This is a genomic window from Corynebacterium sp. KPL2861 (genome assembly GCF_040225475.1).
Lineage (GTDB): Bacteria > Actinomycetota > Actinomycetes > Mycobacteriales > Mycobacteriaceae > Corynebacterium.
The window spans coordinates 18,230-31,794 of the sequence record NZ_JBEHFW010000013.1 but is presented as its reverse complement, the minus strand read 5'-3'; the positions used below and the strand labels follow the sequence as shown (position 1 = coordinate 31,794).

Here is a 13,565-nt window from a genome sequence, read left to right as displayed (position 1 = left end):
GTAGTGTTAACGTGTGTTCAAGCTCATTTAATCAGTGGATTGCGTAGGTCTAATACTCATCGTCGGCTTGTGTACCTCTGGCCGCGGTAAAGAGTGGGCTGAAAATTCACCGTAGACGGGGGATGCCGCTAAAACAGGCTGCTACCCCGCCTTTTCAATTCCACAGAAAGGTTCCTTCATGGGCAGGATTAGCATTCCAAAGTTTGCAACCGCACTGGCTGCCGGGCTTGCGGCTTTTGGTGTAACAGGTTTTGCGGTAGCCCAAGGTGGCTTGACCGCTAATATCGCACTTTCAGGAACCTTCTTTAAGGTGAACATGAGCCACCTAGAGGGTGAGGGATTGTCGATCTTCGTTGATAGGGACAAGATGGGAGAGGAAACCATCCCGGCCGCGCGCTTGAAGTTTGAGCACGCCGTGGCTTCCAACTTGTGCCTGTCTGCCAATCTTCCTGATGTCCCGGGGATTGGCGAGACCACCTTCGCTCTTCGCGCGAATGGTGATGACAGTGTGGAGGTAGAAAACCTCTTGGTTGGTGCTACCGACATTAAGGGTCAGCTCGATCTGACGAACGCCAACGTGGGTGTTGACGCCAGCCAGGTCAATGACAAGGCAGATCCAGGTTCGTGGGGATTGTACGCGCAGAAGGTGACCCTGAGCGCGGATGATATTCGTACGACCTCGGTGGGAGCAGAAAGGCTCGCTGCCTCTGGTGTGAATGTGACGGTGAAGAGGGGAAGCAACAACAATGGCTGCTAAGTCTTCTGATGATGAGACTTTGCGCATGCCTGCGGTGACCGAAACCGATACCGATAACGGCGAAGCTGCACGCAGCGCACAAGATTCCTCCCAGGAGTCGGCCGGAAATACCGCTGGCGAGGCCGCCATTGGCGCCGATCATGCTAGTGCTTCGGAGACGAAGGCCGAGGACACCGCTGATGCTGGTGCTGAAGCCACGGCCACAGCGGAAAGCGATGGAGAGAACACATCGCAGTCGGTAGCGGATGCGGTCAAAGGTGCTAATGAACCGCAGGATTCCGCAGCGAATAACAAGAATGACAAAGCCGTAACCAGAGTGGCCCCTAAAGAGAGCTGGTGGAAGCGGTTTAAACACTGGCGCAAGCGTCGTCCGTTCGCGGGTGGCTTGTTGCTTATCTTGTCCGGCATCGCCATCGCTGCGCCGGCCTATATTACTGTGCGCATTTCTGATCTGCTGGTCATGATTTCCACGGTGTCGGGCGTTTCGACGCTTCTTATTGGTGCGGCACTTATCATGTTCGGCCTAGGATCTTGGTTTAGGCAGGAGACGTCGTCTTACCTGGGTGTTTTAGCCATCTTGGTAGCGATCGTCGCGCTTCCCACCACCAACCTGGGTGGCTTCGTTATAGGCAGCCTTTTGGGCATTATCGGTGGTGCGCTCGCATTTGCTTGGCAGCCACAGGATCGCCAGAAGTCTCCTAAGAAGCGCAAGAAGAAGAAAAAGTCCCAGGCCAAAGAACTGGCGGTTTCAGCATGAAGCTATTCAGGCTGAGCTCACTACCGCGTCGTCGCTCCGCTCGTGTGGTAAAAGGTAGTGCGCTCGCAGTGCTCTGCGCTTTTACAGCGGTGTGTGCGGTGAACCAACCTGAGGAAACCCGTGCGCAGGAAGGCTTGGCCTTAGCGCAATCTGAACTCAGCACGGTGACTGCTGATAATGTCACCCTGACTGGAAACGTAAGCGCCTCGCTCATCACTGTGCCTACCGCACAGGGTGAACAACGAGCACTGAAGCTCGTAGGTGATAAGTTGGCGGCGCGTAACCTCGCGTTGACCCTGCCCGCAGCTATGGGACAAGGCAAGCTAACCACTGGTGACGTGGAAACCACCGTCACGGACGGGCCGGTCACCGTCCTGACCACTGGACTGCAGACAACGCCTGCAGTGGTGGATCACCCCACCATTCCGGTAAACGTCGATCTATCCAACGGCGATCTCAACGCGGTGCTTGATCAATTGGGCGTTCCTGACCCGCACGTGGTGCCCGATGCTCCTATCCCAAACGTTTTGATGGAGCACATTTCGCTGCAAGATGTCACCATGGAGCTGGTCAACCTGCAGGGCGCTAATTTGCATGCCCCGCAGGTCCAGCTCAACGTGCAGTAACCACGCAGCGGCTCCCCCTTAAGCCTCGTTGAACTGCGATTGGTGCAGGCGCCAATAAGCGCCCTGGGCGCGCAGCAGTTCTTCGTGCGAGCCTTGCTCGACGATGCCCCCGTTTTCCATCACCAAGATCAGATCAGCATCCCGGATGGTGGATAGGCGGTGGGCGATGACGAAGGAGGTGCGCTCTGCGCGCAGGGCATTCATGGCCTCTTGGACAAGCACCTCGGTGCGGGTATCCACGGACGAGGTGGCCTCATCCAAGATGAGCAATGCGGGCTGGGCCAAAAAGGCGCGAGCGATGGTAATCAGCTGGCGCTCACCGGCGGAGATGGCGCCTCCATCTTGGTCGATGACGGTGTCATAGCCCTCCGGCAGGGAGTGCACGAAGCGATCGACGTAGGTGGCCTTGGCCGCGGCGATGACCTCATCGTCCGTGGCATCGAGCCGGCCGTAGCGGATATTGTCCATGATGGTGCCCTCAAAGAGGACGGCATCTTGTAGCACCATACCCACTTGGGAGCGCAGGGCGGTGCGGGGCATGTGAGCGGTATCGTGGCCATCGATAAGAATGCGCCCAGAATCGATGTCATAAAAGCGCATGAGCAGATTGACCATGGTGGTCTTGCCCGCGCCGGTAGGGCCTACGATCGCCGCGGTTTGCCCCGGCTCCACGCGCAGGTTGAGCCCGGTAATAAGTTCCTTTTCCGGCGAATAGGAAAAGTCAACGTCCTGGAACTCTACGCGGCCGCGGGCCCGGCCGGGTAGCTCATCGCTGGTGCTCTCCAACGATTGCTCTTCTGCATCGAGGAACTCGAAGACGCGCTCGGCAGAGGCCACGCCGGATTGCACCTGTTGCATCATGCCGCCCAATTGGCCCAGCGGCTGGTTAAATTCGCGGGAGTACTGGATAAAGGCGGTGGCCTGGCCCAAGGTCATCTGCCCGTGCGCCACGCGCAGGCCGCCCAGGACGGCGATGGCCACATAAGACAAGTAGGACACGAACTGCATGATGGGCATCATGATGCCGGAGAGGAATTGCGCCAGCGCGGAGGAGCGGAAGAGCTCGTCATTGCGCTCATCAAATTGGCGCGTCATATCCTCAGTGCGGCCAAAGACGATGCCCAGATCGTGGCCGGAGAAGGACTCTTCCACCTGGCCATTGAGCTGGCCGGTAGCGCGCCACTGGGTTTTGAATTGGCGCTGCGAGCGCCCGCCAATGACCCCGATGATCAGCCCAGTTAGCGGCAGCGCCAAGAGCGCCAATAGGGCTAGCTGCCAAGAGATGCTAAACATCATCACGGTGATGCCCAGGATCATCAGGATGTTATAAAACAGCTGGGAGAGCGCCTGCTGGAGGGCCTGTTGCACATTGTCGATGTCATTGGTGGTGCGCGAGAGGATATCGCCGCGCTGGTGGGAATCGAAGTAATTCAACGGCAGCGCATGCACCTTGGCCTCCACGCGCTGGCGCAGCTCGTAGACCGTGTCGATGGTCAGGCGGTTTAAGATGAGCCCCTGCCAGAGCTGGAAGCCGGCAGAGACGATGTACATCGCGATCACCGCGATGATAAGCGTGCCCAAGCGGGTAAAGTCGATGCCCTCGCCGGGAGTGAAATCCATGCCTGAGGCCATATCGGCCACCTGATCCTGGCCCTGGGCACGCATGCCGTCGATGGCTTGCTGCGCCGAGATGTCAGCCGGCAGCTCGCGAGAGATAACGCCGGAGAAAATGACGTCCATGGCATCGCCCAAGACCTTGGGCGCGAAGACCGCGAGGAAGACGCAGACGACATTCATCGCTGCCACTACCGCTAGCAGCCGTTTATAGGGCATGAGAAGTAGTAGCAAGCGCTTGGCAGAAGGCCAGAAATTCTTGGCTTGGCGGGGCGCGGAACCGGACCATTCATCGGCGGCGACCTTGGCCTCAAGCTCCTGGAGCTCGGCGTCCTCAGCGGAGGAGTTGTGTGTGGTGTCCTTGGCCATTAGTGCTCTCCTCCAGCTACTCCAGCGGTTTCTTGGGATTCAACGATTTCCTGGTACACGCCCGAGGATTTCAGTAACTGCGCGTGGGTGCCGCGGGCGACGATCCGTCCTGCATCGATGACCAAAATCTGATCAGCATCTTGGATGGATGCCACGCGCTGGGCCACGATGATGGTGGTGACGGCCTCGCCGCGCTGGGCAAAAGACTGGTGCATGGCAGCGCGCACATTGGCATCCGTGACCACATCCAGCGCGGAAAAGGAATCATCAAAGAGATAAATGCGCGGCTGGGCCACGAGCATGCGGGCGATGGACAGGCGCTGGCGCTGCCCGCCCGATACATTGGTACCGCCCTGTGCGATAGGTATGTCCAGGTCATCGACGAAGTCCGCCTGCGCCACGCGCAGCGCCTCCCATAGTTCATCGTCTGTGGCCTCGGGGCGGCCCAACCGCAGGTTGGATGCCACCGTGCCGCTAAAGAGGTAAGCCTTTTGCGGCACGAGCGAGACGCGGCTGACGATGTCCGGGCGGGAGAGGGAGGTGGTAGGGGTGGCATCGATCAGCACCTCGCCCTCGCTCGGAACGTACAGGCGCGGGATGAGGGAGAGCAGCGTGGTCTTGCCCGCGCCGGTAGAACCAATGATCGCGGTGGTGGTTCCGGGGGTGGCGGTAAAGGAAATATCCTCTAGCACTGGGGCATCTGCACCTGCGTAGGAGAAGCTGACATTGCGAAATTCCACGGTGCCAGAATTGGTGGCTGGGGCGACGGTATCTTTCGGCGGGGTAATGGATGGCTCGTGGTTTAAGACCCCGGTGATGCGGCGGGCACAGGCGATGGCGCGCGGGAGCATCATCGCCATAAACGTACCCATCATGACCGCGGCGAGGATTTGCAGCAGGTATTGCAGGAAGGCGGTCAGCCCGCCGACATCGACAAGCCTGGCATCCACGCGCTGGCCACCAAACCACAGCACGGCGCCCGTCGCCACGTTCAAGATGATGGTGATAAGCGGGAACATGAGCACGAAAAGCTGGCCGATTTTCAGCGATAGCTGGGTAATATTCTTATTCGCCTTGGTAAAGCGCTCAGTTTCATAGGCCTCGCGCACAAAGGCGCGCACGACGCGGATACCGGTGATTTGCTCGCGCAGGGTGCCGTTGATGGCGTCCAATTTGTCTTGCATGGATCTAAAAAGCGGCATAAGCCGCGCGATGATAACGGAGATGGTGCCCAGCAGTACCGCGACAGAGACCCACACTAGCCAAGACATGCCGGCGTCCTCGCGGATGGCCATGATGATACCGCCGATGGACATGATGGGTGCGGTGACCATGAAGTTCAGCATCATCATGTAGACCATCTGCACCTGCTGCACGTCATTTGTGCCACGGGTAATAAGCGTGGGCGTGCCGAACTCGCTCATATCTTCTGCGGAGAAGGTGGTGACCTTGCGGAAGACCTCGCTGCGCAGATCCCGGCCCACACCCATAGCGGTGCGGCTTCCGCACCACACCGCGCCGATGGCGGTAATGACTTGGACAAAGGCCACGATGAGCATGATTCCGCCGGTGCGCCAGATATAGTCGATATCGCCTTTAGATACGCCGTCATCAATGATCTTGGCGTTCAAGGAGGGCAGATACAGGGTCGCCGCGGTGGACAGCGCCTGCAGGATAAGTACCGCTATTACGTAGGGTGTATAAGGCGCCGAGCGGGTGAAGAGGATTCGGACTAGATCCATAAACCTGCGCTTCTTTCGGGATTGATAGGGGTTAGCCGCGCAAGTATATCTGGTTGGCGCACGTGGGTCGAACGATATTTAGTTTTTAGTACCTGCCCGTTCGATACCTGCCCGCAAGGCCGAATCTAGACCAAGACGTGTGCCAGCTGTGCCTGAGCGATGACGCTGGTCCAGTCCTCAAAATCCGTGATTGGCGTGCACAGTCCCTCCCACGTGGTGACGGGAATGCCACGGGCCTTTAATTCCATGACGATGAGCTCGCGGTCACCGTGGGCGGCCAACTGGTGGACCTCGTTATGGGTGATATCGCCGTCTACTCCCACGCGCACGTTTCCCAGCAGGCGCAGCCGCGGAGTAGTACCCGGTGCGCACTCGTGCGGCACGGCCTCCTCGAGCACCCCGGCAAGCCCCGCGAACCGACGAAGTAGACCGAACGGTGCAGTTTTTTCTGAGATGAGGTCTACGCACATGCCGGCGCTCAGGAGCCTTTCCGCGGTGGATAAGGCGGCATGACCTTCTCCAATGATGGCAACACGCTGCATAAAAGTTCCTCCTCGGGCGAATTCAGTCGGCCCGCGATAGACTACATTGTCTATAAATCTAGTCAGCTTGGTTCAGAAATAAAACATTTTATTCTTCCCTTCGGCCAAGCTCAGCGCCGTTTCCGGAAAAACGTGCTGCGTGAGCTACCGGGGTTGCCTAGTGTGTGAGCTCATGAACTCAACGACGAACTTGCTGGATGGCGGAAAGTCCTTTCGCGATCCCCACATCTCGCCCGAAGGCACGCGCGATACCGCGCCGCTTTCCACTGACGTGGCCGCGCGCAATGAACAGCTAGTGGACAAGTGGGCGGATAAGCTCGCCTACGAATCCGCAGAAAACATCACCGAGTGGGCCGCCGAGCACGCCCCTGGCCGGCTTGCGGTCACCATGTCCATGGAAAATACCGTGCTGGCAGAGCTCTCCCACCGCGCCGGGCTCGCAGCGGATCTCCTCTTCATTGATACCGGCTGGCACTTTCCAGAAACCCTCCAAGTGGCCGAAGAGGTGGATAAGCGCTACCCGGATCTCCCCCTTGTCCGCGTGCTGCCGCTGCTGAGCCCCGAAGAACAAGACGAGGTCTACGGCCCGCGCCTGTACGCGCGCGATACTGCCGCGTATAACCGCATGCGCAAGGTGGAGCCGTTGAACATGGCCATGGACCCTTATGCCGGATGGGTCACGGGCCTGCGCCGGGCCGATTCCGAGCACCGCGCCCACGCCCCGGCGCTCAGCCTGGACCGCACTGGGCGGTTAAAGATTTCGCCGATTATCACTTGGAACTTGGACGATACCGATCAGTACATCGCAGATAATGACCTCATCATCCACCCGCTGACCCTGCAGGGATACCGGTCCATCGGCGATGCGCCGTTGACCTTTCCGGTCGGCGATGGTGAAGACGCCCGCTCCGGGCGAGTATTTGGAGATGGCAAGACAGAATGCGGGTTACACGAATAATGAGCACACTTTCCCCACACCTACAAGACCTAGAAAATGAATCCATCCACATCCTGCGCGAGGTGGCCGGGCAATTCGATAAGGTAGGCATCCTCTTTTCCGGCGGCAAGGACTCCGTCGTCGTCTTCGAACTGGCCCGCCGCGCCTTCGCCCCGGCCACGGTGCCATTTGAATTGCTCCATGTGGATACCGGCCATAACTTCCCCGAGGTCATCAAATTCCGCGATGACTTGGTCGCAGAATCCGGTGCCCGCCTCCACGTCGCCCACGTTCAAGACTGGATCGATATCGGCGAACTGCAGGAACGGCCCGATGGAACGCGCAACCCGCTGCAGTCGGTGCCGCTGGTAGAGACCATCGCCAAGCGCGAGTACGACGCCGTGCTGGGTGGGGCCCGCCGCGATGAGGAGCGCGCCCGCGCCAAGGAACGCATCTTTTCCATCCGCGATTCCTTCGGTGGCTGGGACCCGCGCCGCCAGCGCCCCGAGCTGTGGGACCTGTACAACGGCGGCAAGATGGCCGGCGAAAACGTGCGCGTCTTTCCCATTTCTAACTGGACCGAATCCGATATTTGGGAATACATCGGCGCGCGCGGGCTCGAGCTGCCGTCCATTTATTACTCGCACCAGCGCGAGGTCTTCAACCGCGGCGGCATGTGGCTTTCCCCGGGTGAATGGGGTGGGCCGAAAGGCGATGAGCAGCTAGAGACCCGCACCGTGCGCTACCGCACCGTCGGCGATATGTCCTGCACCGGTGCCGTTGACTCCACCGCATCCAGCCCCGATGAGGTGCTCGCGGAAATTTCCATTTCCACCCTGTCTGAGCGCGGCGCCACCCGCGCCGATGACAAACTTTCCGAATCCGCCATGGAAGACCGCAAGAAGGAAGGCTACTTCTGATGACGACTACCCTCGAGCCGAATGTCGGCGCCCTCAAACAGCGCGATACCCTGCGCTTATGCACCGCTGGCTCCGTTGATGACGGCAAATCCACCTTCGTCGGCCGCCTGCTCTATGACACCAAGTCCGTGCTCGCGGACCAGGTCGAGTCCATGGAGCGCTCTTCCTCCGATCGCGGTTTCGATGGCATGGATCTTTCCCTGCTTGTCGATGGCCTGCGTGCCGAGCGCGAACAAGGCATCACCATCGACGTGGCCTACCGCTACTTCGCCACCGATAAGCGCACCTTCATCCTCGCCGATACCCCAGGCCACGTGCAGTACACCCGCAATACGGTTACCGGCATGTCCACCTCGCAGGTAGTGGTGCTGCTCATCGATGCACGCCACGGCGTCGTCGAACAAACCCGCCGCCACCTCAACGTGGCCGCGCTCTTGGGCGTGCGCCACGTCGTCCTCGCTGTCAACAAGATCGACCTCGTGGACTATGACGAGCAGGTCTTCCGCGATATCGAGGCCGAATTCCATAAGATTGCGCAGCGCCTGGACATTACTGATACCACCGTCGTGCCCATTTCCGCGCTCAAGGGCGATAACGTGGTCGAGCGCTCTACCACCATGGACTGGTACACCGGCCCCACGGTCCTCGAGGTCCTTGAGACCATTCCCGTCGCTACTGGCCGCGCCGATGAGCTGGACTTTCGCTTTCCCATCCAGTACGTCATCCGCGAGCACGCCACCGATTACCGCGGCTACGCTGGCCGCGTGAAAGCCGGGTCCATCGCCGTGGGCGACGAGGTGCACCTCCCCGAAGGCCGCACCAGCACCGTCACCCAGATCGATACCGCCGATGGTCCTGCCTCCTTGGCCGCCGCCGGTGATTCTGTGACGCTGCTGCTTGCCGATGACGTCGATCTCACCCGCGGCGATCTCCTCGCCGGCGCTCAGCGTCCCCCGGCCACCCGGGAATTCGATGCCACGGTGGTAGGACTTACCGAAAAAGACCTGAAACCTGGCCAGATGGTAAAGCTGCGCTACGGATCCTCCTTGGTCAAGGCCCGCATCGCTGCCCTTGCCCGCACCTTGGATCTCGATGGCGTATCTGACGTGGATGATCCCGAGGCCGTTGTCATGAACGATATCGCCCGCATCACCATCCAGACCCAGGCCGAACTGCCCGTGGAGGATTACGCCGCCCGCGGCGCCGTGGGAAACTTCCTGCTCATTGACCAATCCTCCGGCAATACCCTGGCCGCCGGCTTCGTTGGCCACCGCCTGCGCTAAGACTCATGTACCAAGCGCACAGATGTCTACAGCAACCGCGATTCGCTCGATGCTAGGGCGAATCCGAGGAGAACGCGGTAGCTGTAGACATATGTGGTGCGCGCTTCATCAGGACCATCGCCGAAAAGGCAGAAGCCCTTCTTAACAGGGATCGCTGAAGTCTGCGTTGTTATTTAGGGATCGGGCGTTGCCGCCGTACGTCGCCTTGAGTTCGCAGACTTTGTCCACGCTGTGGCCGGCATCGAAGTAGATCGCATAGGCCGTGCCTCCGTCGACTTGGCCGCGGAGAGAACTACAGGCATTGCCGGAAAGAATCTTGGAACCCGGGTATTTGTTTTGCACGCGTTGCGTCTCTGCTGACGGATCTTCGCCCACAGGAATGATGGCAGACTCGACGATCATGATGTAGCGGCCATCGCATTGATCATTTCCGGTGGATTGATCGGAGCGGATCTGGGTCTCCGTTGTCGTCTCCGTCGCAGGTTCAGGTTTCTCTGCGGCCGCGTCCTCATCCTCCTTACCGGTCTGCGCAGCCTCAGGGGAAGGACCTTCGGCGTATTCGGTTTCCTCTTGAGACGTGGTGACGGGGACAAAGGCGTCGACGTCAGTGGAATCAGCAGAGTCGCTGTTATTCGTGAGCGCCCACGTGACACCGGCGGTGATTGCGATGATGGCAATGATTGCGAGGACGATCATCGCCAAGCGTGCGGCCTTGCCATTTTTTCCACCATCACCTGTGGAATCTCCGGTGGGGGAAGAGGAATTCCACGATTGGTGCTGAGAGGGATCCGGCTGACCCAAAGAATTATTAGTCAACGAGGGAGCTCCTTTGCATGCTTCGGTTGGAGGATTGAGTAGAAAACTTGATGAGAATTAATGAAGTCGCGCCATACTATATCCATCCATTGCCTTAGGACCATTTAAAAAGTCGGGTTTTAGTACGGTAGGTACGCCCTAGTAACTAGGTAGATTCTTACTAGCACGGCTCAATTTCCTCAATAAGATCTTCTGGCACATTTTCTTCCTCCAGGTAGCCCCGGGTATAGCAGGCAATTTCCGCTGGATGGATCATGCCATCCGGCCGCATCCTATTCCAGCCGTTGCCACTCCACTGAAAGAGCGAGAAATGCGAGGTGCCGGATTCGGCCACATAAAGCCAGCTGTCATCGCAATGTAACTGGATGGGCCGATGGAGTTGGCCAATCGCTTCCCCGTAGTAACTGCCACATTTTTCTTCCGTGGATATGCTCTTTTCTTTCGATTCTTCCTTCGTGGAAGCCCCATCCTTCTGCTTGTTAGGCGCAGCCTCTTCTTGCTTTTGAGGCGCAGGGTCGTCCGCAGTGTCGGTGGATTCATCTTCCTCGGAACCGGGTGCATTCTTAGGGGAGGATTCTTGTAAATCAGAAAATGCGGGCTCCGCGGCTTCATTGGTGGAGCTTGCCGGTCTATTAAAGGAAAAGGTCACTCCCGCCACCAAGGCAATAACAGCGATGATGGCGATGGTGATCATCACGCCCCTCTTGCCTTTACCTTTTTCGGTGCCTTCCTGGGCTGCGGCGCGCGGCCCAGCGTCCGGCGACGGACTTGCATCTGCGGCGGGGGATGATTCTGGTTCTTGCGAAGAATTGTTCTTGCTCACGAGAAAGATTCCTTAAAACTAAAGGGCAGTTTAAGCTGGAGAAAAGAGTGGGGATACGGGAAAGGGCTTTCCCTAAACCATAGCTGGGACATTCGGGGCTTGTCGTAGGAATTCTTTAATTCGGGCGCAGCCGACCACAGTGCTCCCAGCGGCGCGGAAGGATAAGCATCTATGCAGGCGAGTCCAGCGACCACGTGGAGTGTAGGTATTGTCGCAGACATGGAAAACTTATCTGGACGAACACTATTCGTGGCGGCCGTGGACGCCGAAGCTGCGCACATTCCAGACGGCGAAGCGCTGCTCATTACCGGAATCGGCACGGTTCCAGCCGCGATTTCCCTGACCGAGGTATTGGCAGAGGCCCGCGCAAACGATGCTTTGCCTGAACGCGTGGTCAATATTGGTACGGCAGGCGCGCTTGTCGATGGCATGGATGGCGTCTTCGAGATCAATAAAGTGACCAAGCACGATTTCAAGCTAGAAGTGCTGACCGATATCAGCCGTTACCTCCTGCCAGAATTCATTGAGCTGGAGACCTCCGGCGAGCTTCCGGCACGCGGGTTGGCCACCGGTGACATGTTTGTCTCTACTACCGCATTGCGCAATGAGCTGGTGAAAAAGTCCCAGCTATGCGATATGGAGGGCTATTCTATTGCCGCTACCTGCCAGCGCTTTGGTGTGCCTTGCACGCTGCTGAAGCAGGTGTCCGATTCCGCTAATGAGGAATCGATGGGCACCTGGGCTGGCGTCTTGGACCGCAGCGCCCGCCAGCTTGCCGCTGCCGCAGCCGATTTAGGCTTCTTGCGCTAGCCGATGCCTCCGTCGCCTTCCTCGCCGTTTCGCACGGCGGAGGAAGAGCGGGGCTTTTTAGGTTTGCGGGCTCATGGCCGCGAAAAGCTGCTTTACCTTTTCGCGAGGAGACTCTTCGAGCGTGCTGTCGCCGTCGCCTTCTTCGCCGGTGCGCTTGTTCTCGGGGTCTGTATTGTCCGCGTCCTCAGCTTCTTCGTCTTTGGACGTGGACTTGGAACCTGTGACGATTTCGATGTCATCGGGGGAGACCTCACCGGCGCGCAGGGCGGCCATCTCTGCGTGGTAGCGCAGGACAACGGTAATGGTCGCGGCGACTGGCACGGCAAGGAAAGCACCCACGATGCCGGCCAGGGTGGAGCCCACGGTGATGGAAAGCAAAACGATGGCCGCGTGCAGGCCCATGGCCCTGGACTGCAGGATGGGCTGGAGGACATTGCTTTCTACCTGCTGGACAATGATGATTAGCGCCAGAGCGAGCAGCGCATTGGTCAGCCCGTTGGAGACCAAGGCGATAATGACGGCCAAGGCGCCGGCGGTGACAGCACCGATGATGGGGATAAAGCCCGCGAAGAACGTGATGACGGCGATGGCCAGTGCCAGTGGGACCTGGAGGACCCAGAGGCCGAGGCCGATAAAGACGGCATCGACAAGCGCGACTAGGGCTTGGGCCTGAATGAAGCCAGACAACGTCTTCCACACGCGGGAAGTAAGTTCCGTGATGTGCCAGGCAGCGGAGTTACCGGTGTATTTGCGCAGCCAGGGCAGGAATCTATCGCCGTCTTTAATGATGAAGAAGGTGATAAAGAGCATGATGACGGTGGCTACCGCAATGGAGCTGGCCATGGAGAAACCGGAAAGCACGCCGGTGGCGATGGTGGAAGCCTGGCCCTTGGCAAAGGACACGATGTCCTCGAGGACCGACTGCAGTTGGTCCACCTCAATATCCAGTGGGGAATCATTGACCATCTTGGTCAGCTGCATAATGCCGGCTTCGGCTTCATTGATAAGCACTTTGGACTGCGCGGTGACCATGGGCGCCATGGCGGCAAAGATGCCGCCGAAAATAACCACCAAACCCAAAAGCGTTGTGACCGCTGCCAGGGTGCGGGGAAAGCCCTTGGAGCGCAGGTAGGCGCTAACTGGATAAAGCACCGTCGAGACCAAGATGGCGAGGATAACCGGCAGCAGACCCACCCAAATAAAGCGCAGCAGGAAACCCGCCAGGCCCAATCCTGCGACGATGAGGATAAAGCACACCGAAATCTTGGCCATGCTGCGGAAGTCCTTGGCCAGCACGGCGGATTTATTATCGCGATCGGCGGGATCGGCGGTGGCTACCTCAGCGCCCAATTGGGATTCATCGGGGGAGACCAGCGGCGCGACAAAGGGGTTCTTTGCGTCAGCCTTGCGGTTGACGGAGTTTTGCTCGAGCGTCGACGGATACTGCGCGCCCTGCGCCGAGTTCTGGCCCGGGTGCTGCTCGGTGCCGCTGGAAGAGTGGTTATCTGGCGTAGTCATTCATCTACTATGCCACACGAAACCACCTAGAGATAGCGCGGGAAAAGCAGA

General features: G+C 58.8%; 14 protein-coding genes. 7 read left to right on the top strand and 7 right to left on the bottom strand.

What is annotated here, in order from left to right; translation table 11 throughout:
- Positions 1-141: 141 nt before the first annotated feature.
- Positions 142-318 (bottom strand): hypothetical protein, encoded by a 177-nt coding sequence (locus ABRP84_RS10210; RefSeq protein WP_349853653.1) that lies wholly within the window; start codon positions 316-318, stop codon positions 142-144.
- Between ABRP84_RS10210 and ABRP84_RS10205 the strand changes: the two genes are divergently transcribed.
- The 3 genes from ABRP84_RS10205 (at position 317) to ABRP84_RS10195 (ending at position 2,140) form a co-directional block, all read left to right on the top strand.
- Positions 317-757, top strand: coding sequence for a DUF6230 family protein (locus ABRP84_RS10205; protein WP_232208551.1), 441 nt, complete (start codon positions 317-319; stop codon positions 755-757). The two genes, ABRP84_RS10210 and ABRP84_RS10205, sit on opposite strands and share 2 nt — an antisense overlap.
- Entirely contained in the window at positions 747-1,514 is a 768-nt protein-coding gene (locus ABRP84_RS10200; protein WP_349853651.1) for a DUF6114 domain-containing protein, read from the top strand. Before ABRP84_RS10205 ends, ABRP84_RS10200 begins: the two co-directional genes overlap by 11 nt.
- Before the next feature lie 98 nt (positions 1,515-1,612).
- Entirely contained in the window at positions 1,613-2,140 is a 528-nt protein-coding gene (locus ABRP84_RS10195; RefSeq protein ID WP_239269257.1) for a hypothetical protein, read from the top strand.
- Between the two features lie 18 nt (positions 2,141-2,158).
- Here ABRP84_RS10195 and ABRP84_RS10190 read toward each other — a convergent pair whose 3' ends face one another.
- The 3 genes from ABRP84_RS10190 to ABRP84_RS10180 all read right to left on the bottom strand — a co-directional run bounded on the left by ABRP84_RS10190 (position 2,159) and on the right by ABRP84_RS10180 (position 6,407).
- On the bottom strand, positions 2,159-4,123 hold the full coding sequence (locus tag ABRP84_RS10190; protein ID WP_349853650.1) for an ABC transporter ATP-binding protein: 1,965 nt from the start codon (positions 4,121-4,123) through the stop codon (positions 2,159-2,161).
- Positions 4,123-5,865 (bottom strand): ABC transporter ATP-binding protein, encoded by a 1,743-nt coding sequence (locus ABRP84_RS10185; RefSeq protein ID WP_349853649.1) that lies wholly within the window; start codon positions 5,863-5,865, stop codon positions 4,123-4,125. Before ABRP84_RS10185 ends, ABRP84_RS10190 begins: the two co-directional genes overlap by 1 nt.
- Positions 5,866-5,990: 125 nt before the next feature.
- On the bottom strand, positions 5,991-6,407 hold the full coding sequence (locus ABRP84_RS10180) for a methylenetetrahydrofolate--tRNA-(uracil-5-)-methyltransferase (RefSeq protein ID WP_349853648.1): 417 nt from the start codon (positions 6,405-6,407) through the stop codon (positions 5,991-5,993).
- Positions 6,408-6,579: 172 nt separating this feature from the next.
- Between ABRP84_RS10180 and ABRP84_RS10175 the strand changes: the two genes are divergently transcribed.
- From ABRP84_RS10175 to ABRP84_RS10165, 3 genes are read left to right on the top strand one after another with little or no spacing between them, the layout of a single operon-like run.
- Entirely contained in the window at positions 6,580-7,365 is a 786-nt protein-coding gene (locus ABRP84_RS10175; RefSeq protein WP_349853647.1) for a phosphoadenylyl-sulfate reductase, read from the top strand.
- Positions 7,365-8,264 (top strand): sulfate adenylyltransferase subunit CysD, encoded by a 900-nt coding sequence (cysD, locus tag ABRP84_RS10170; RefSeq protein WP_349853645.1) that lies wholly within the window; start codon positions 7,365-7,367, stop codon positions 8,262-8,264. The genes ABRP84_RS10175 and cysD overlap by 1 nt, the downstream gene beginning before the upstream one ends.
- On the top strand, positions 8,264-9,547 hold the full coding sequence (locus ABRP84_RS10165; RefSeq protein ID WP_349853644.1) for a sulfate adenylyltransferase subunit 1: 1,284 nt from the start codon (positions 8,264-8,266) through the stop codon (positions 9,545-9,547). Before cysD ends, ABRP84_RS10165 begins: the two co-directional genes overlap by 1 nt.
- A 141-nt stretch (positions 9,548-9,688) precedes the next feature.
- On the opposite strand, the gene ABRP84_RS10160 is transcribed toward ABRP84_RS10165, so the two are convergent.
- Both ABRP84_RS10160 and ABRP84_RS10155 read right to left on the bottom strand, forming a co-directional pair.
- Entirely contained in the window at positions 9,689-10,363 is a 675-nt protein-coding gene (locus ABRP84_RS10160) for a hypothetical protein (RefSeq protein WP_023024149.1), read from the bottom strand.
- Between the two features lie 160 nt (positions 10,364-10,523).
- Positions 10,524-11,186, bottom strand: coding sequence for a hypothetical protein (locus ABRP84_RS10155; RefSeq protein WP_349853642.1), 663 nt, complete (start codon positions 11,184-11,186; stop codon positions 10,524-10,526).
- A 219-nt stretch (positions 11,187-11,405) separates the two neighbouring features.
- Between ABRP84_RS10155 and ABRP84_RS10150 the strand changes: the two genes are divergently transcribed.
- Positions 11,406-11,996, top strand: coding sequence for a nucleosidase (locus ABRP84_RS10150; protein ID WP_349853640.1), 591 nt, complete (start codon positions 11,406-11,408; stop codon positions 11,994-11,996).
- A 57-nt stretch (positions 11,997-12,053) separates the two neighbouring features.
- Here ABRP84_RS10150 and ABRP84_RS10145 read toward each other — a convergent pair whose 3' ends face one another.
- Positions 12,054-13,514, bottom strand: coding sequence for an AI-2E family transporter (locus tag ABRP84_RS10145; protein ID WP_349853638.1), 1,461 nt, complete (start codon positions 13,512-13,514; stop codon positions 12,054-12,056).
- Between the last annotated feature and the right edge of the window lie 51 nt (positions 13,515-13,565).

Coding starts and splice junctions, on each gene's coding strand:
- ABRP84_RS10205 (WP_232208551.1), top strand. CDS start 317: ATGAGCCACCTAGAGGGTGAGGGATTGTCGATCTTCGTTGATAGGGAC.
- ABRP84_RS10165 (WP_349853644.1), top strand. CDS start 8,264: ATGACGACTACCCTCGAGCCGAATGTCGGCGCCCTCAAACAGCGCGAT.
- ABRP84_RS10185 (WP_349853649.1), bottom strand. CDS start 5,865: ATGGATCTAGTCCGAATCCTCTTCACCCGCTCGGCGCCTTATACACCC.
- ABRP84_RS10190 (WP_349853650.1), bottom strand. CDS start 4,123: ATGGCCAAGGACACCACACACAACTCCTCCGCTGAGGACGCCGAGCTC.
- ABRP84_RS10175 (WP_349853647.1), top strand. CDS start 6,580: ATGAACTCAACGACGAACTTGCTGGATGGCGGAAAGTCCTTTCGCGAT.
- ABRP84_RS10145 (WP_349853638.1), bottom strand. CDS start 13,514: ATGACTACGCCAGATAACCACTCTTCCAGCGGCACCGAGCAGCACCCG.
- ABRP84_RS10180 (WP_349853648.1), bottom strand. CDS start 6,407: ATGCAGCGTGTTGCCATCATTGGAGAAGGTCATGCCGCCTTATCCACC.
- cysD (WP_349853645.1), top strand. CDS start 7,365: ATGAGCACACTTTCCCCACACCTACAAGACCTAGAAAATGAATCCATC.
- ABRP84_RS10210 (WP_349853653.1), bottom strand. CDS start 318: ATGTTCACCTTAAAGAAGGTTCCTGAAAGTGCGATATTAGCGGTCAAG.
- ABRP84_RS10150 (WP_349853640.1), top strand. CDS start 11,406: ATGGAAAACTTATCTGGACGAACACTATTCGTGGCGGCCGTGGACGCC.
- ABRP84_RS10200 (WP_349853651.1), top strand. CDS start 747: ATGGCTGCTAAGTCTTCTGATGATGAGACTTTGCGCATGCCTGCGGTG.